15 protein-coding genes are annotated in these 17,848 nt (G+C 60.8%); 9 read left to right on the forward strand and 6 right to left on the reverse strand.

What is annotated here, in order from left to right:
* Positions 1–85 precede the first annotated feature (85 nt).
* Together EGX79_00470 and EGX79_00475 are read left to right on the forward strand one after the other, a co-directional pair.
* Positions 86–1,294: an MFS transporter gene (locus EGX79_00470; protein ID AYX80793.1), complete on the forward strand. Its 1,209-nt coding sequence runs from the start codon at positions 86–88 to the stop codon at positions 1,292–1,294.
* Between the two features lie 151 nt (positions 1,295–1,445).
* Positions 1,446–2,717 carry a Fic family protein gene (locus tag EGX79_00475; GenBank protein AYX80794.1) on the forward strand — a complete coding sequence of 424 codons (1,272 nt, stop codon included), beginning with the start codon at positions 1,446–1,448 and terminating at the stop codon, positions 2,715–2,717.
* Here the strand turns inward: EGX79_00475 and EGX79_00480 are convergent.
* Positions 2,708–3,094 carry a Rieske (2Fe-2S) protein gene (locus EGX79_00480; protein ID AYX80795.1) on the reverse strand — a complete coding sequence of 129 codons (387 nt, stop codon included), beginning with the start codon at positions 3,092–3,094 and terminating at the stop codon, positions 2,708–2,710. The two genes, EGX79_00475 and EGX79_00480, sit on opposite strands and share 10 nt — an antisense overlap.
* Before the next feature lie 30 nt (positions 3,095–3,124).
* A complete protein-coding gene (locus EGX79_00485) occupies positions 3,125–3,847 on the reverse strand; it encodes a YggS family pyridoxal phosphate-dependent enzyme (GenBank protein AYX80796.1) in 723 nt (240 codons plus the stop codon).
* 51 nt (positions 3,848–3,898) lie between these two features.
* Here EGX79_00485 and EGX79_00490 point away from each other — a divergent pair, with 51 nt between their 5' ends.
* Complete coding sequence (locus tag EGX79_00490; protein ID AYX80797.1) at positions 3,899–5,098, forward strand: DUF2029 domain-containing protein; 1,200 nt, start codon at positions 3,899–3,901, stop codon at positions 5,096–5,098.
* A 12-nt stretch (positions 5,099–5,110) separates the two neighbouring features.
* On the opposite strand, the gene EGX79_00495 is transcribed toward EGX79_00490, so the two are convergent.
* Positions 5,111–7,528: an ATP-dependent RNA helicase gene (locus tag EGX79_00495; GenBank protein AYX80798.1), complete on the reverse strand. Its 2,418-nt coding sequence runs from the start codon at positions 7,526–7,528 to the stop codon at positions 5,111–5,113.
* Between the two features lie 43 nt (positions 7,529–7,571).
* Here EGX79_00495 and EGX79_00500 point away from each other — a divergent pair, with 43 nt between their 5' ends.
* The 4 genes from EGX79_00500 (at position 7,572) to EGX79_00515 (ending at position 10,701) form a co-directional block, all read left to right on the forward strand.
* Positions 7,572–8,465 carry a cation transporter gene (locus tag EGX79_00500; GenBank protein AYX80799.1) on the forward strand — a complete coding sequence of 298 codons (894 nt, stop codon included), beginning with the start codon at positions 7,572–7,574 and terminating at the stop codon, positions 8,463–8,465.
* Positions 8,466–8,574: 109 nt separating this feature from the next.
* Entirely contained in the window at positions 8,575–9,522 is a 948-nt protein-coding gene (locus EGX79_00505) for a hypothetical protein (GenBank protein AYX80800.1), read from the forward strand.
* 12 nt (positions 9,523–9,534) lie between these two features.
* Positions 9,535–10,035, forward strand: a complete 501-nt coding sequence (locus EGX79_00510) for a methylated-DNA--[protein]-cysteine S-methyltransferase (GenBank protein AYX80801.1) — start codon at positions 9,535–9,537, stop codon at positions 10,033–10,035.
* Positions 10,036–10,038: 3 nt separating this feature from the next.
* On the forward strand, positions 10,039–10,701 hold the full coding sequence (locus tag EGX79_00515) for a nitroreductase (protein AYX80802.1): 663 nt from the start codon (positions 10,039–10,041) through the stop codon (positions 10,699–10,701).
* 11 nt (positions 10,702–10,712) lie between these two features.
* Here EGX79_00515 and EGX79_00520 read toward each other — a convergent pair whose 3' ends face one another.
* Positions 10,713–12,773 (reverse strand): NADPH-dependent 2,4-dienoyl-CoA reductase, encoded by a 2,061-nt coding sequence (locus tag EGX79_00520; GenBank protein ID AYX80803.1) that lies wholly within the window; start codon positions 12,771–12,773, stop codon positions 10,713–10,715.
* Positions 12,774–12,956: 183 nt separating this feature from the next.
* Between EGX79_00520 and EGX79_00525 the strand changes: the two genes are divergently transcribed.
* Positions 12,957–13,718: an SDR family oxidoreductase gene (locus EGX79_00525; protein AYX80804.1), complete on the forward strand. Its 762-nt coding sequence runs from the start codon at positions 12,957–12,959 to the stop codon at positions 13,716–13,718.
* A 48-nt stretch (positions 13,719–13,766) separates the two neighbouring features.
* Positions 13,767–14,498, forward strand: coding sequence for an SDR family oxidoreductase (locus tag EGX79_00530; protein ID AYX80805.1), 732 nt, complete (start codon positions 13,767–13,769; stop codon positions 14,496–14,498).
* An 82-nt stretch (positions 14,499–14,580) separates the two neighbouring features.
* On the opposite strand, the gene EGX79_00535 is transcribed toward EGX79_00530, so the two are convergent.
* Positions 14,581–16,278 (reverse strand): acyl-CoA synthetase, encoded by a 1,698-nt coding sequence (locus EGX79_00535; protein ID AYX80806.1) that lies wholly within the window; start codon positions 16,276–16,278, stop codon positions 14,581–14,583.
* 539 nt (positions 16,279–16,817) lie between these two features.
* Complete coding sequence (locus EGX79_00540) at positions 16,818–17,675, reverse strand: HNH endonuclease (protein ID AYX80807.1); 858 nt, start codon at positions 17,673–17,675, stop codon at positions 16,818–16,820.
* Positions 17,676–17,848: the final 173 nt, after the last annotated feature.

Here is a 17,848-nt window from a genome sequence, read left to right on the forward strand (position 1 = left end):
ACGCGATACCGCGCGCGAATTAAAAAGGTTTTTCTAGATCCGTGTATTCAGCGATGGGTTTGGCGGGAGGGCTAACGTAGGACAAGTGACTAGCGCTAACGAAAACCCCGAACAGATCGAAGGACTACGGCCAGAAGATCCCGGATTCCGCCGCGCGCTTATCGCTGTGCTCTTCGCCGGCCTGGCATCGTTCCAAGCGCTCTACGCAACGCAGGCGCTGCTGCCCACGCTTTCCGACGAGCTATCGGTCGACCCCGCCACCGCCGCGCTGACGGTATCCGCCACCACCGGCGGCTTGGCCTGTGCGATTATCCCGGTGTCCATTTTGTCGGAACGCTTTGGACGCAGACGCGTGATCGTCATCAGCGCATTTGTGGCAACGCTACTGGGGCTCGTGGTGTCAATCGCGCCGGGCATCGGTTCGATGATTGCTCTGCGCCTGCTGCAGGGCATTGTCATTGCCGGTGTTCCCGCAGTGGCCATGGCCTATGTCAGTGAGGAAGTCCACGCCGACCATGTCAGTCGCGTGATGGGGCTGTATATCTCGGGCACGACAGTCGGTGGCCTGCTCGGCCGTATCATTCCGTCCATTGTGTTGGAGTTCGCCTCTTGGCGGATGGCGATTGCGGTCTCGGCGACGGTGGCGTTCATCTTCGCCGTTCTGACCTGGTACTTCCTGCCTCAACAGCGTCGGTTTACGCCGAAACAGCTGTCGTTTGCAGGGGAGGGGCAGGCCATTGCCCGTCACGTGCGTGACCCGCGTATTCTCGCGCTGTGCGCCCTGGCGTTCCTGTTTATGGGGTCATTTGTCTCCCTGTACAACTACCTGGGCTTCCGACTGGGCGATAAGTTCGGACTCTCCCCGGCACTGGCAGGGTTCGTATTTATTCTCTACCTGTCGGGCACGTGGTCGTCGGCACGCGCGGGTGTGTGGGCGAAGACGGTGAGCCGCCGTCGCCTCATCGCCATTGCGACTCTGGCCGCGTGCGTGGGCCTGGGGCTGGCGCTGCTGCCGTGGCTGCCCGCGCTAATTGTGGGCGTGCTAGTTTTCACGGCCTCGTTCTTCGTGGCGCACTCACTGTCCTCGTCCGGCGTGGGGCTGGTGGCTCAGCGCGACCGCGCCGAGGCATCATCGATGTACCTGTTCAGCTACTACGCGGGTTCGTCCATTGTCGGTTGGGTCTCCGGCATGGTGTTCAGCCGCTTTGAGTGGGCAGGGCTGATTCCGTGGCTGGTGGCGCTGTCCTTCGTCGCGGGCGCGTGTGCTGTGGCGGGGCTGAAGCCGCGGCGATAGGTGGCGAAACCGGCAGCAAGGCGCATTTAGGCACCGCGTAAAGAACCCTTAATGTAAAAAACAGTGATTTTTTACATTAAGGGTTAGTTTTTAGGGCACTATATGTAAAAAGCATCATGTAAAGAACACCGGGGAAAGAAGAGAGCTCGCCGTGAAGCACTATCCGCTTAAGAGGATCTTCCACATGTCCGCACATGATGCGGAACAGACAGTGGAAGGCGAATACCAGTCACGCAAAGACTCCCCGTCGACGATTCAGTGGCACTTTCCGCTGGGGCAGTGGCCGCTCTTTTGCTGCATTACAAGCGATCTCGCGGCCAAGATTGAAAAGATTCTGTCTCTAGAGCTACAGATCTCACAGTTGTGGAATCGCCTGCCGGGTGCAGCGCGGACTCACTATCTTTTCAATCTGCTCCTGGCCGAGGTGGTAGCCACCAATGAAATTGAGGGGATCCACTCCACACGGCGAGAAGTCGCGGAGGCGTTGGACAACACTTCGGGAACCCAGTACAAGCGCTTCCATGAATTCAGTCAGCTCTATTTCCGGTTGGCCAACGATGAGCGGATTGAGTTTCCGACAACGCTCACAGAAATCCGTCAGCAGTACGATAAACTTCTCGGCGATGAAATTGCCGCCGAAGATGAGTTAGACGGTGAACTCTTCAGGGCAGCAACGGTCACGATTACCGATGGGCAACAACAGGTTCATCGAGGTGTTGAAAGCGAAGCTGCCATTCACCAACTCCTCAATGAGTTCCTGGCAACGGTGAATTCCGCAGAGGACAATCGGCTGATTCGAATCTTGGCAAGCCATTTCATGTTCGAATTCGTTCACCCGTTTTATGACGGCAACGGCCGGATGGGACGTTTTCTACTGTCCGTGGCTTTGCGGGAGGCACTCTCGACCGCCACAGCGCTGACTATTTCCCGCCAACTCGCTGAGGATAAAGCGAAGTATTACAAGGCTTTTACCACTACGGAAGACCCAATGAACCGGGGAGAAGTCACTTTCTTCGTCGAGGCGATGGCTGATGTCATTCTGAATGCACAGCAGTATTTGCTGGAAGAGCTGCAGATGAAGTCTTACCAGTGCGAAAGGCTTGAACAGCGGATAGCTGAGCTATCTAACTCGCCCGAGCGGGTGCTGCCTGTGTCGCTTACAGGAAACGAGATTGGCACGCTATACGTCCTGGCACAGGTTCGGTTGTTCGGGCCCGAATATGGAATCAAGCTCGAACACGTCGCTGACACCGTCGGCAAGGAAAAGCGGACAGCGCGAAAGTATCTCGCCGAGTTAGAGGCGGCAGGATTGGCAATGCCCACGAGCCGCCGCCCGCTGCGATTCCAGCTGGCACCGGCGGGAGTAGATCTCTTAGGCCTTGAACCCGCCGACCATGAATCTGCTTCCAGAACCTACTTCTGACCCACAATCAGCTCAGTGCCATCGGCTGACAGCGGAGCCTGGCCAGCGGGCTTACGCGAGGGGCCAGAAACAACCTGACCAGTAGCAATATCAAAGTGGGAGTTGTGGTTCGGGCAAATCATCACACCATTGCTGACCTCAGTGATGCGACCATTCTGGTGCGGGCACGAACTGGAGAAAGCGGCGAACTTGCCCTCCTCCGGCTGCGTGACGACGTAATTGCCGATAACCACACCGCCGCCAACCGGAATGTCGGCAGCGTCAACCTTCTCCACCGCAGACTTTGGTGCACAAGCGGCTACGAGTGCGCCAGCTGCAGTGGCGGCAGTTCCCAGGAGGAAACGACGACGGGAGCACGGGGAGACATCAGAACTCATGGCACTGAGATTACCTTCATTTGATTACCTTTATTTCTTATACGAGCGTTCACCGAAGATAGCGCGTCCCACACGCACGGTGGTCGCTCCCTCGGCGATGGCTTCGCGGTAGTCGCCGGACATCCCCATTGACAGTTCGTCGAGGCTGACACCCTCCGGCAAATCCCCGAGCAGACTGTCGCGCAGCTGGCGCAGCTCCGCGAATGCCTTGCGGACATTCGGGTCATTCTGGGCCGCGATGGTCATAAACCCGCGCAGGCGCAGGTTCGGGTACTCGCCATCGGGGCCGAACATGCGGACAAACTCCGCTGCGTGGCTCGGCGCCAGGCCCGACTTCTGCGGCTCGCGGGAGACATTGACCTGAATCAACACATCGAGCGTGCGATCGGCATCAGCCAAGCGGCGCTGCAGCGCTCCGGCCACCTTCGGTCGGTCCAGCGCCTGAAACTCATCAGCACAGCTGACCAAGTGGCCGGCCTTATTCGTCTGCAGTGGACCGATGATGGCCATATGTGGTGCTTTCTCGCCGAAGGCCTCCCGGAATACCTCCGCCTTGGCCACCGCTTCCTGGACGCGGTTTTCCGCCAGGCCAGCGCAGCCGGCTGCCGCGAGCTCCGGCCAGGATTCCACCAGGGCGTCGACAGGCACAGTCTTGCTGACGGGCAGCAGACGGACCTCGGAGGGCTGACGCCCGGCTCGTCGGCAAGCGTCGTCGATCTCGGAGCGAACCTTGCGATAGTTTTCCACGAACATACCTCCCACTCTAAGGCCTGAGTAGGAAGAACAGTGCGGTAGTGTCGAATCATGCTCATGGACAGACTCTCGACGCTTTCCGTCATGCAGAGACGGATCTTGGCAATTGTATTTGGGCTGGTGTCGCTGGTCGTTGTCATCGACTTCATCTATCTTGCGGCAACTGCCTACATGATGGACCTCGAGGTCTTCCAAGACGCCGGCTGGGCGCTACGACGAGACCAGGATCTCTACTCACCAGAGTTTCCCACCAGATCGGGTTTCCGCTTCATCTACCCACCCTTTGCAGCGCTGCTGTTTTACCCGCTGACCTGGGCGGGGCCGGTCACCCTGCAAATCATCTGGACGTTCGCCACGCTGGCGGCGGTGTGGGCGATGCTGTGGATGGTCTTCACTCGTCTCGGCTCTGAGCGTCCGAAGCTGATGGCTACCTGCCTGCTCGGGGTGGTGATGCTGCTCGACCCGCTGCGCGCCAACGTGCTCTTCGGGCAGATCAACGTCTTCCTCGCGCTGCTGGTGGTCTCCGATGTGCTGGGCTTTTTGCCCAAGAAGCTGCGTGGATTGGGCGTGGGTATCGCGGCGGGTATCAAGATCACCCCCGCGGCATATGCGCTGGTGTTCCTCATGCGCCGTGACTTTGCGGCCGTGGCCAAGAGCTTCTGCTGGTTCCTGGTGACCGTCGCCATTGGTTTCGCCGTGCGCTTTAAAGAGTCCATCTACTTCTGGACCGATGAGTTCTTCGCCGGCAACCGCGGTGGCGCCCCGGCTTACGAGGCCAACCAGGCGTTCAGTGGTCTGCTCGCCCGTGCCGGGGTGGAGGGCACTGCGCTCGATATTGGCATCTACGGTTTCTTCCTCTTTGGTGCCATCGCCGCTGCTTTCGTGGCGTGGATCTACCACCGCAATGGCTATGAGGTCGCAGCCCTCGGTTTCGTCGCGCTGGCGGTCAGCTTTGCTGGACCGTACGCGGTCAGCCACCACTGGTCGATTGTCATGGTCTTTGTGCCGCTGGTGCTCTTCGTCCGCGAGATCGGGAACATCGTTGTCGGCACCTTGTTCATGATCGCCCACTGGTGGGCGCCGTACAAGGTCTTCGTGGGCAACGACTTCGGTCACGCCGCGGGCGTGGGGCAGTGGTTCTACGGCAACATGCAGGGAATCATGGGCGGCGTGCTCTTCTTCACCTGCCTGGGCTACGCAATCTACCTCTGGTACAAACCCAGTCGCGTGCGGGCGCAGGCAGTTGCTTAACGACGAGCCTGCTTAACGACGGCGCTTCGTTCTCGCAGTAGCCTGCTCCTCCCACGGGTTCTCCGGCCACGGGTGCTTGGGGTAACGGCCCCGCATCTCGGAGCGAACCTGTGCGTAGGCGCCATTCCAGAAACTTTCCAAGTCTCCAGTGACCGCGAGTGGTCGCTGAGCCGGTGACAGTAAGTGCATTGTCACCGGCTTTTCCAATACCTGCGGGGTCTCCGCCAGGCCAAAGCACTCCTGCAACTTCACAGCCAGGACAATCTGCGCCTCTTCGTCGGTGGGGTCCTCCGGGTACTCCAGGCGAATCTTAGAACCGGATGGGACCTCCAGGCGTTCGGGCACCAACCGGTCGAAGTCCGTAGCCTCCGGCCAGGGCAGCAGGCGGCGGAGGTGCTCGGCATCCAAAGTCGGAGGGGTCGGGCGGTCCAGCTCGCCAGCGAAGAGGAGCTCGGCCTGGGCCGCAAGCCCTGCGGGGGAGACATCCGGCCATGGGGCACCGCGATGAGTGTGGAGAAAGGCCATGCGGCGGCGGAGCTGTTCGGTGTCGCGGTCGAGGTTGGGGGCGGCGTCGGCAAGCGTGTTGGCAAGCCAGGTGGAGTTGGCGGCAATGCACTGCTCGGGCGTCGGGGAGACCTGGCGGGATGACAGTTCGATGGCGCCGAGCAGGTCGCGCTCGCGGGCGCGAACACGGCCCTGTTCGACGCGCGCCGTGGTCTCCGTGCGGGCGAGGTGGCCGGCGGCGAGCATGGCGATTTCCAGGTCAATCGCCTCGCCGTCGCGAATCAGCGCGCGCCCATGGGAGAGCCGCGAGATGTCGGCGGCCGCGATCCATTCGTGGCCGCGCAGGTCAGAACCACGGGTGAGTTCCGCTGCGGTGCCGCCGGTGAAGAGGTATTCGTCGGAGTTCGCACTGCGGCGTCGCCCGATGAAATCCGGCCACGCCAGGGCCGTGACCAGAGCGGGGATGTCCGAGGGCAGCAGGTTGGCGGGGGCCGCAGTATCCAGCTCAATGCGGCGCACCTGCTTGGCCAAGCCGCGGGCATCGGTGAGTTTCTCCACCGCGCGTGCGACCGCGCCCGCGTGCTCCGGCATCATGGCTGTGGCGGTCAGTAGCGCGCGTCCCATGCGCGGATGCACCGGCAGGGTAGCCAGGGTGCGGCCGAGCTCCGTGATGTCACCGGTCTCATCAACAGCACCCAGGCCAGCGAGAATGCGGTTTGCGACCTCCGCGTGGTGGGGTGGTGGGGCGTCGAGAAGCATCAGTCCCTGCATCCCCGGTGTGCCCCACGCGGCGGCGTCGAGGAGCGCTTGGGTCAGGTCGGCGACCTCGATTTCCGGCGCGGGCCAGGCGGGAAAGGACGCGAATTCCGACTGGGAGACGCAGCGCACCACGATGCCCGGGCCCTCACGTCCCGCTCGGCCAGCGCGCTGGTTCGCGGAGGACTGCGCACACGAGCTGGTGACCAGGCCGGAGAAGCCACGCGCAATGTCGAGTCGCGGTCCGCGCGCGAGGCAGGCGTCGACAACGGCGCGCACGCCCGGCACAGTCACGGATGATTCCGCAATCGCGGTGGACACAATCACGCGCCTACCGTCCGCTTGCCGACGGAACACGCGGTCCTGCTCCTCGGAGCTCTGCTGGCCGTGCAGCGTCAGCACCGCCACCTCCGAGGAGTCCGCGATATAGCCTGCGCAGCGTTCCACCTCTCGGACGCCGGGGAGGAAAACCAGCACATCACCGGCGGCTTCTTCCGCGAGTGTGCCGGCCTGTGCAGCAACGTGCTGTAGGAAGTCGTCGGTCACACCGCGTGCATCCAGCCGTTGCGGAAAAGGCGCGTAGCGGATGTCCAGCGGAAAGATCTCCGCCTCCGCCGCCACAATGGGAGCCGGGGTGGAGCCGCCGAGCAAGGCCGCGAACTTCGGCGCGTCCACTGTTGCCGACATAGCGACAAGGCGCAGGTCATCGCGGATATCCCGCAAGTCGCGCGCCATCGCCAACACTAAATCGGTATCCAAGCCGCGCTCGTGCACCTCGTCGATGAGCACCGCGCTGGCATCCACGTCGCCGTCGCGCAGCAGTCGACGCAGCAGCACACCGGGAGTGACAAACTCCACGCGGGTGGCGCGGGAAACTTTTGTGTCGCCACGCACCGAGTAACCAACTTCCCCACCGAGCTTCGTGCCCGACAGCTGTGCCAACCGCCGCGCTGCCGAGCGCACCGCCACACGCCGGGGAGCCGTGACCACAATGCGGCCGCCCAGGGTGTTGGCTACTGCCGGCGGAACCAAAGTGGTCTTGCCGGTGCCCGGTGGGGCTTGGACTACTACGTCGTGGTCGCGCACGGCGTCGGCAAGCGAGGCGAGCTGCGACGCGAACGGCAGGCCTGCAGAAATGTTCTGCAAATTGAACTGGAAATCGGTGCTCATAGAACTGGTAGTAACTCCGGACAGGCGGGTAAAGTGCCCGCATATGCAGGACTTATCTCGTTTTGGTTGGCTTTCAGTGGGGGCGGCGGTCGTCACCATCGCGCTGAAGTTTTGGGGCTACACTCTAACCGGATCGGTGGGCCTGCTTTCCGACGCGACGGAGTCGATTGTCAATCTGGTTGCGGCAGTTGTCGCAATTATCGTGCTCAAGGTTATCGCGCGGCCCGCGGACCGCGATCATGAGTTCGGCCATTCCAAGGCAGAGTACTTCTCGGCCGGGCTGGAAGGTGCCATGATCTTCGTGGCGGCGGCGGCCATTATTTATGTCTCCATCGAGCGGTTGGTGAACCCGCAGCCGATTGAGCAGATTGGCCTGGGCCTCGTCGTGACCGTAATTGCCTCGGTGATCAATGGTGCGGTGGCGCTGGTTCTGCTTAAGGCCGGGCGCCACCACAACTCCCTGGCGCTGACCGCCGACGGTAAGCATCTGATGACCGACGTGTGGACCTCCGCCGGCGTTCTGGCGGGTGTGGCTCTGGTGTGGGCTACCGGCCTGTGGTGGCTCGACCCGATTATCGCGCTGGCCGTGGCCGTAAACATCCTGGTCACCGGCTACAAGCTGCTGCGCGATTCCGGTAACGGCCTGATGGACAAGGCCATGGAGGGCGACGACCGCGTGGCGGTGGATGAGATTTTGGCCTCGCACCGTGACCGGAGTCGTGGCATCGACGTCCACGAAATCCGCACTCGCGAGTCGGGGTATCAGAAGTTCATTGAGTTTCATGTGCTGGTGCCGGGCGCGTGGAGCGTGGAGCGCGGTCACGATGTGCTTACCGCGATGGAAGATGAGCTGCGGGAGCGTTTCCCAGGTGTGCATATCTCCTCGCATCTGGAGCCAATTGAGGACGAACGCGCCTATGGGGATGTGCAGTTGTAACGCGTGTGAGGCAAATTCCACGAAAGCGCTGAAAGTGATGAGCCTTACACTTTAAGATTGTGTATACAAAATCATGCACTGTTTAAGTCCACTCGAAGGAACTGCATAAATGACCTCCGAAGCCTCAACCACTTCCACTGGGGATAGCCGTTTTTCCGCGAAGAGCCCGAAGTTGCCGGAGCCGTGCCCTCGGCAGGACATCATTATTCCGGCTAATGACCGCGTCCTGCTGCGCGGAACCATGTTCCGCCCGAAGGAGAACCCAGAGAACATTCCCAACGGCATCATCACCGTTCACTCCGGTACCGGTGTGCCGCAGGGTTTCTACCACCGTTTCGCTGAGACCGTGGCAGAAAAGGGCTACGGCGTTATCACCTATGACTACCGCGGAATTGGCCAGTCCGCTCTGAAGACTGACCAGAACAATGAAGACATCCGGATGTCGGACTGGATCACCAAGGATATTCCGGGTGTGATTGAGTGGGCCAAGGAGACCTACCCGGACGTGCCGCACTTCGCTGTCGGCCACGCGGTTGGTGGTCACGGCATCGTCTACGCCGGCTCCGAGGGCACCTATGACGCAGCGGCGTTGGTCAACTGCCGCGGTATGCGTATTTCCAAGGTGCCGTCAGTGGCGGGCAAGGTCCGCGCATTCTTCATCTTCAATATTCTCGGCCCGATTAGCGGTTTCATTACCGGCCATATTCCGGCGTCGGCGTGGCGTCTGGCTGTTGAGCCGCCGAACGGTGTCATGCGTCAGTGGGCTCGCTGGGCTCGCAAGGAAGGCTACTTCTTCGACGACTCCGAGTTCGACTTCGCTAACCGCTTCTCCAAGGCTCCGCAGCCGTTCCTGTCCATCCGCGTTCCGGATGATTACTGGACTGAGGAGTCCTCGGCAGACCTGATCACCAATGTGATGAGCTCTGCTGAAAAGATTGAAAAGCGCCAGGCTCAGCCGGCTGGCGGCAAGGGCGTGGGCTACGGTGGTTACTTCCGCTCCGGTCACGAGAAGGAGTGGGACGAGCTGCTGGCCTGGTTCCAGGCCAACAAGGGCTAAGTAGGAGGTTTTATAGCGATTTCCCAGGTAGAAACGCCTTTCGGCGTGCTTGGAATCGCCACCTCCGCTCGCGGGGTCGTCGAAGTCAATCTCTTAGGCCCCGTGCTTGACGACGACCCCAGCGCCGCCGACCCCGAAGCGCAAGCGGTGGCGGAACAGGCAGCGCAGCAGTTCCGCGAGTACTTTGCCGGGCAGCGCCGCGAGTTTGCGCTGCCGCTGGACTGCGACATATTCACCCAGGATTCTTTCCGCGCTCGTGCGCTGACCGCACTGCGCGACGTGCCGTATGGCCAGGTTGTGACCTACGGTGAGCTCGCTGAAATGGCCGGATCACCCCGTGCCGCCAGAGCTGCTGGCTCGGCCTGTGCCACCAATCCGCTGGGCATTCTGATTCCCTGTCACCGCGTGGTGCCCGCCAGTGGGGGAGCGGGGTCTTTCGGATCCTATGCCGGCGGCCGCGAAATGAAGCGCTGGCTGCTCGAACTCGAAGGTTGGCAAACAGTTATTCTTTAATGCATGACTTCGCATTCTCCGCGCGACCAGTTCGCCACCGAATTTGAGAACATCATCCGCAACCGCCGTGCCACGCGCGTCTACGCTGACGAACCGCTTGACGACGCTGACGTGCGCCGCCTCCTGGAGCTATCTCTGGAAGCTCCCAGCGCCTTTAACATTCAGTCTCGGGCTATCGTGCGCATCGAGGACCCTGAGGTGCGCCAGCAGGTAGTGGAAGCTGCCGGTGGTCAGAAGCAGGTTGCCAATGCGCCGCTGCTGCTCGCCTTCATTGGTGAGCCGACCGGCTGGAAGCGCGGTATTCCACGCCTGGTTGAGGCCAACAAGGCGACTGGCCTGTGGGACGAAGTTGCCGCTGCCGAGCGGGAAGCTTCGATGACCTCCTTCCATAAGGTCCGCGAGGAAAAGGGTCTCTCCCGCGAGTTCGCAATCCGCGACGCCATGATTGCCGCTTCTTTCGCTATGGTCACTGCCAGCGCCTTTGGTTGGGCTAGCTCCCCGATGACGGGCTTTAGTGAGCAGAAGGTCAAGGAAGCTATCGGTGCCGGTGACACCGATGTGGCGGTAGCGCTGTTGCTGGCCATCGGTGTCCCGGGTGAGTTCCCGGCTCACCCGGGCCGTTTCGAGTTCGAGCAGCGCGCCTACACCGACCGCTACGAGGCGTAGCAGCCCTAGCCCTACAGCGCGAGCGCTACCTCAACGGCCTGGCGGATGGCACGCTTTGCGTCCAGCTCAGCGGCCACGTCCGCGCCGCCGATGATGGTGACATTGGAGTTATCGCCGGTGACGCTCTCGCGATCCTTGCCGCCCAGGCAGTCCAGATTGGATACCTGACCAGTACAGACAATCACGTTGTCAACCGCGATGACCTGTTGCTTTTCATCGATGGTGATGTGCAGGCCCTCGTCATCGATACGGTTGTAGGTGACGCCGGTGTACTGCTTGACACCGGCCTTCTTGATCTCCGCACGGTGAACCCAACCAGTGGTCTTGCCCAGGCCCTTACCGATGCGGGAGGTCTTGCGCTGCAGCAGGTGCACCTCGCGCTCAACCTCAAACTCCTCAGCCGCGCCAGAGACCGTGCCCGGCTTGGTCAGACCCGCGCGGAACTCCGCAGGGTCACCGACGCCCCAGGCGTCCTTCCAGGCCTCGATGGTCTGGTTCGGCTTGCGCGTGAGGTACTCACACACGTCCACACCGATACCACCAGCACCGATGACGGCCACCTTGTTACCGGCCTGCTTCGCACCCGAGAGCAGTTCGTCGTAACGAATGACCTTCTCGTGGTCGATACCGTCAATGCCCGGGATACGCGGGGTAACACCCGTGGCCACAATCACGTGGTCGAACTTGGCCTTGAGCTCGTCGACGTCGGCACGCGTGTTTAGGTGAACCGGAACTTCGAGTACCTCCAGACGGCGGGAGAAGTACTTCAGCGTCTCGCCGTAGTCCTCCTTGCCCGGAATCTTTGCGGCGAGGTTGAACTGGCCACCAATCTGGTCGGCGGCCTCGAAAATCTCTGGGTGGTGACCGCGCTGAGCTGCGGCTTCCGCGAAAGCGAGTCCAGCCACACCAGCGCCGATGACGGCGATGCGCTTGGCCTTGTCCTTCGCAACCGGCACGGATACCAACTCGGTTTCGTAAGCAGCCTTCGGGTTGACCAAACAGGTGGAGCGCTTGGCCGCGAAGGTGTGGTCCAAGCAGGCCTGGTTACAGGCGATACAGGTGTTGATCTGGTCAGCTCGACCATCGCCCGCCTTGATGGCGAAGTCCGGGTCAGCCAGCAGTGGGCGGGCCATGGAAATCAGGTCCGCATTGCCGTCAGCGAGGATCTTCTCCGCAACCTCAGGGCGGTTGATTCGGTTGGAGGCTGCCACCGGGACGTCGACAAGCGAACGGAGACGACCAGTCAGATCCGTGAATGCGGCGCGCGGCACGGACGTAACGATGGTGGGGACGCGTGCTTCGTGCCAGCCGATACCGGTGTTGAAGACATCGACGCCAGCCTCGACCAGACGTTGCGCGAGTTCAGTGGTCTCGGACCAGGTCTGGCCGTCTTCCACCAGGTCAAGAAGCGAAATGCGGTACTGCAGTAAGAAGTCCTCGCCCACTTCGGCGCGAATGCGACGGACAATTTCGATGGGCAGGCGCATGCGAGCCTCGGCGCTGCCGCCCCAGTTGTCCGAGCGGTGGTTGGTGCGCTCGGCCAGGAACTGGTTGAGCAGGTAACCCTCGGAGCCCATAACCTCGATGCCGTCGTAACCAGCACGTTTCGCGAGCTTCGCGGCGCGGACGTAGGCGCCAATGGTGCGCGAGACATCAAAGCCGGTGAGGCGGTGAGCCTTAAACGGGCTAATCGGCGACTGACCGGTATTGGCGGAGCGAGCCAGCGGGCTGTAGCTGTAACGACCGGCGTGCAGCACCTGCAGCACGATGTGGCTGCCGTGGGAGTGCACGAGGTCAGTAACGCGGCGGTGATTGTCCGCCATGCGCTTCGACGCCATCATCGAACCGGCCGGAGTCAGCCAACCTTCGATGTTGGGAGCATAACCGCCGGTGACGATGAGCCCCACGCCACCTTCGGCGCGTCGACCCAGGTAGGCAGCCAGCTTGGGGATATCACGGGTGCGATCTTCCAGGCCGGAGTGCATTGAGCCCATGATGATGCGATTGCGCAGAGTTAGAGGACCGACGTCGAGAGGGGAGAGAAGATGTGGGAAGTGAGGCTGGTCAGACATGCAACCAGTATCGCGGTTTTAGCGGCTGTGTATGAGGTGAATCGGAAAAATTCCGGCACAGTTTTATATACGTTTCACGTGGAACATCAGGTGTAAAGCACACGCAGTCTTCGGCGCAGGAGGGTGTCGTATGACTACAGTCGGGGATATTAGTAGACGCATGTAGCAAGGAGTTGAGCCCCCATGACCTCTGAAACTTCAACTAATGGCAAGAAAGTAGCTGTAGTTACCGGTGCTTCTTCCGGTATTGGTGCAGCCACTGCCAAGCAGTTCGCAGCTGAAGGTTTCCGCGTTGTGCTGGGAGCCCGCCGCGAGGACAAGCTGGAGGCTGTCGCGGAGGAGATTCGCGCTGCCGGCGGTGAAGCGACGGTCTACAAGGTTGACGTCACCTCCGACGACGATGTGGCGGCGCTGGCTAAGGCTGAACCGCGCGTCGACGTGCTGGTAAACAACGCCGGTGGCGCCTGGGGCATGGAATCGGTTGAAGGTGCTGTCGAGGAAAAGTGGCGTTGGATGTACGAGGTCAACGTGCTGGGCACCCTGCGTGTTACCCGCGCACTGCTGCCCGCACTGAAGACCACCAGCGGCATTGTGCTCACCGTCGGCTCGATTGCCGGTCGCCAGGTCTACACCGGCGGTGCCGGCTACAACGCCGCCAAGCACGCTGAGCGCGCCCTGGTGGAAGTCCTGCGTCAAGAGGTTGCTGTCGATGGCGTGCGCGTCACTGAAATCGACCCGGGGCGCGTCCACACCGACTTCTCACTCGTGCGTTTCGATGGCGACGAGACCAAGGCCGCAGCGGTCTACGATGGCGTTGAGTCGCTGACCGCCGATGATGTTGCCGACATCATTGTGTTCGCGGCCACCCGCCCGAATCGCGTCAACATCGACTTCCTGCAGGTGACCCCCATCGACCAGGTGGGCGGCGCGAAGCCGAAGAAGTAAGCCCAAAACCAAAGTCACGTACATATCGACTAAATAAAGGAGCCGTACATGAGCATCGATATTGCCGCTGACACCAAGATTGCCCTGGTCACGGGTGCAAGCCGTGGTATTGGCCTGGCGGTCGCCAAGGATCTCTCCCGTGACCACCATGTCATTGTGGGCGCTACCAGTGCTGAGTCTGCCGAGAAGGTGGCGTCGCAGTTGCCGTCGGCAAGCGTATTCGTTGCTGACCTGGGTGATGCCGACGCCGTAAACGCGGAAGTGGCAAAGCTGTTGGAGGCGCTCGGTGGGCGCGGGCTGGATGTGCTCGTGCACTCGGCGGGTGTGTACGTCGATGGGGACGTGGCGGAGGTTTCGCGTGCGGACTGGTCGCGGATCATGGACATCAACGTCGTCGCCGTCGCCGACCTGACCCGCCAGCTGCTGCCGGCGCTGCGCAAGGCGGAGGGCACGCTGGTGACCATCAACTCGGGCTCGGGATTCCGCGCTTCAGCTGGTACTTCGCCGTATGCAGCGTCGAAGTTCGCGCTACGGGCGTTCACCGATGCGCTGCGCGAGGAAGAGCGTGGCGCGGTACGAGTCAGCTCCGTGCACCCCGGGCGCGTCGACACCGATATGCAGGTTCAGCTGCAGTCGAATTGGCACCGCGATGATGCGGATTGGCGTTACGACGGCACGCAGTTCATGCGGCCTGAATCGATTGCAGCCGCAGTACGCCTGGCCGTTGATACCGGAGCGGATGCCAACGTGGATGAAATCCAGGTGCGCCCGCGCAAATAGCCGTGTAAAAGGTAGCGAAGATAAGCAAAAAGTGTGCCCACGCGGCGGAAAGCCGGTGGGCACACTTTCGTGTACACGCTTCTTACTGAGCGTCCAGGTTCAGGCGCTCGTGCATTGCCTTGACCTCGCGCGGAACAACCTTGCCGATGGCGTTGCGCGGCAGGGAGTCGACGAAGAAGACGCGGTCCGGAGTGGAGTGCTCGGCCAGAGTTTCACGGACGTACTCGCGCAGCATGTCCTCGGTGAGGTTCTTGCCGGCCTCATTGTTCTCGCGGACAACGTAGAGGAACAGGTCAGCGAAAATCTCGTCGTTTTCGTTGCTGCCGTGGCAGAAGACGTCGGCGATGCCCGGCACCGGGCCGAGAATTTCTTCGACCTCGCGTGGGAAGACGTTCTCGCCGCCCTTGATCACCATGTCGTCGGAGCGACCACAGATGTACAGGTAGCCGTCCTGGTCGATACGGCCGAGGTCACCGATCTGGAACAGGCCATCGACGGTGGTGAACTTGTCCTTCTTGTTCAGGTAACCGATGAAGGAGAGCTCCTGAGCGGTGTGGATCATGCCAACCTCACCCGGCTCGACTTCCTTGCCGTCGTCCCCCAGGATGCGAACCTTGGCGCCAATTGCCGGGCGACCTGCGGAGTCCGGGCGGGCTGCGAGGTCCGCGCCGGATGCGATGGAGCACAGGCCGGCCTCGGTGGAGCCGTAGAAGTTACAGATAACCGGACCGAAGCGGTGAGTCAGCGCGGAGACGAGCCAGCCCGGGATGGCGTTACCAGAGGAGACAATGAAGCGGAACGGGCCAATCTTGCGGTTCGGCTCCTCATCCAGAACATCCTTGATCTGGCGCAGGAAGAAGGCCGCGGAAATCATGCCGTTACAGCCGTACTGTTCACACTGGTCAACAGCCTTCTTCGGGTCGAAGACACGCATGGTGACAATGGTGGAGCCGGTAGCCATGCCAATCAGCACATTTGCCCAGCCCCAGGCGTGGAACATGGATGCGGACTGGTGAATGACCATGTTGCGGCGCCACGGAATACGATCGGCGATTGCACCCACGGTTGCCGGTGTCTTGGGCTCATTGCGCAGGACACCCTTCGGGATGCCGGTGGTGCCGGAGGACATGATGATGATGCGTCCCTGCTCCGGCTTCGGATCTAGCTTGGCGTTCGATGTACGACCTTCTTCAATGAGGTCTTCCATGAACACGAAGTTCTTGCCCGCGTTCTTGCGGGTCTCCGGCTTGGTCACGGAGGTAATAACGACGGTGACATCGTCGAGGTCTTCTGGCAGGTTGCCCAGGAACTCGTCATCGACGAACAGGAACTTGGCCTTATTCTGGTCAACGACGCCGCGAATCTGAGTCGGGCCGGAGCCGATGTTCATCAGCATAATTTCGGAGCCGATGAAGCCCTTGATAGCCATCGGCAGAATAATGCCGCGGCCGTTACGTGCGATAACACCGAAGCTGGACTTCTGAGTCATGCCACGGTCCATCAAGGCACGAGCCAGGGCGTGGGCGTTGTCCAGCAGCTGAGAATAGGTCAGTTCGCCGTCATCATCGACAAGGGCGAGGCGATCCGGGTAGCGCAGCGCACCCATGGAAATCAGGCTGGCGACGGAGAACTTCAGGCGACGCAGGTAATCGAGGACCTTCGGCGCCGTCTTCGGAGTCATGTACAGGGCGCCGGTACGCAGGAGCGGTGGAATCGACTGGGCAAAAGCCTTGATTTGCAGCCCAAGTGGTACTTGCGGAGCCTTCATTTCAGCTGCCATGGGTGAGAATCCTCCAAGGTGATGGACAAGCGGCTAATAGCGCCAAGCGACTCTTCAGTCACATTGACACCATCAGTCACGATAGTGCGTTTTTGTAACAACCAGACTTTAACAAACCTGTGCCGCGTCAAAAAGTAGTTTCCACGAAGAAAAGTAAAAAATACGCAGTCGGCGTGCGCAATGCTTTACGACGGGTACCTTTTCGCGTACGGGCTAGAGGATACAGTGTTATCAAACAGTTATAAACCGACAGAAAGCAGTGAATATAACGAAATGATAACACTGCGGTAACGAATTCAATTCTGATATTGACGTATATAACTCTATGAACCCAGGGGTTTTCGGTTGGTTTGTTTGACGGGGCGGGCAGTAGCTGAATGGCGGTCGCCCCCAGAAATTAGGGGGCTAGGAATCTTCAGAAAAATAGAAATGTTCGCGACTAGGAGGGGCGGAGGTTGCGAACACGTAGCTAAATAGGTGACATATTCGCCGGCTTGAGCCTCGGTGTGTGGCATCGGTGAGCGCCGGAGGAAGTTGCCCTAATTCAGGGTTAGGGCGGCAAGTGCGGGCTCATCCTCTGGTGTGCAGGTAGAGAGCCAACGGTCGATGGCATCGTACTCCGCCTGTGTGAGCCACAGGTGGTATTTCTGTTTTACTGCCACCTGGCGAGCGACATACTGGCAGCGAAATGGCTTATTGGCGGGTACCCAGGATGCGGCATCGCTATCCCGCTTCTGTTGATTGGCGGGGCCATCGACGGCCAAGAGGTTGAGGGGGTCATTGGCAAAGTCCTGCCGAACCTCGGGCGGGAGTTGCTGTGCCCCCTTTTGCCAGGCGTCGCTTAAGGCTACGACATGGTCGATTTGAACGGCAGAAGAGGTATCGCGGCCACGCTGGAACTCAATCATCGTGCCGGTATAGGGATCCAGTAATTGCCCTGAAAGCACGACGCAATCGTGGCTATTTGGTTTGTACTCCTTATTAATAAGGTCACGATTCAAAATATCGTTTCGCGTGTCACATCCGTTGTGCCCAAACTCGGCAGAGACGTCGTCGCTCCAACGTTGCCCGAACTCATCGCGCGCATAGCCGGTTTTCGGTGCGCGCCCTTTTACCTCCAGCTGGTTGAGGGCGCTACGGATGCCGTCGATAGGCGATGTGCCGGGCGCTGGGGTGTCCGGGGCGGCGGGGGTGTGGGGCGCTTCGGGAATCTCGGGCGCGGGTTCCTCTGGCTCGGGCGTAAATGCGGGTGCCGGTGCCGGGCTGTATGACTGGCTCTCTGGAGTGGGGGCTGTGGGGGCCGTGCAGCCGCTGAGGATTGTCGCTGCGCCGATAAGGAGGGCGAGGCCCTGCAGTGGCGAGCGGAAACGACGGTTGGCGAGCATGGAGCTAACCATAGCGGTGGGGGCGGATTGGGTATGGAGGGAGGTTTGCTAAAGAATCGAACAATTGTGCGTAGTTAGCGGGGGTGGTAGCTCGATTAGGGGGTTATGGCGTTAAAGCGGGTAGTAAAAGCCCGGTTTTAGTCGAACGGGAAGGGTGTTCTAGCTCCTTCGGGGGTGGGTAAATA

Source organism: Corynebacterium jeikeium (assembly GCA_003955985.1).
GTDB classification, from domain to species: Bacteria; Actinomycetota; Actinomycetes; order Mycobacteriales; family Mycobacteriaceae; genus Corynebacterium; species Corynebacterium jeikeium_D.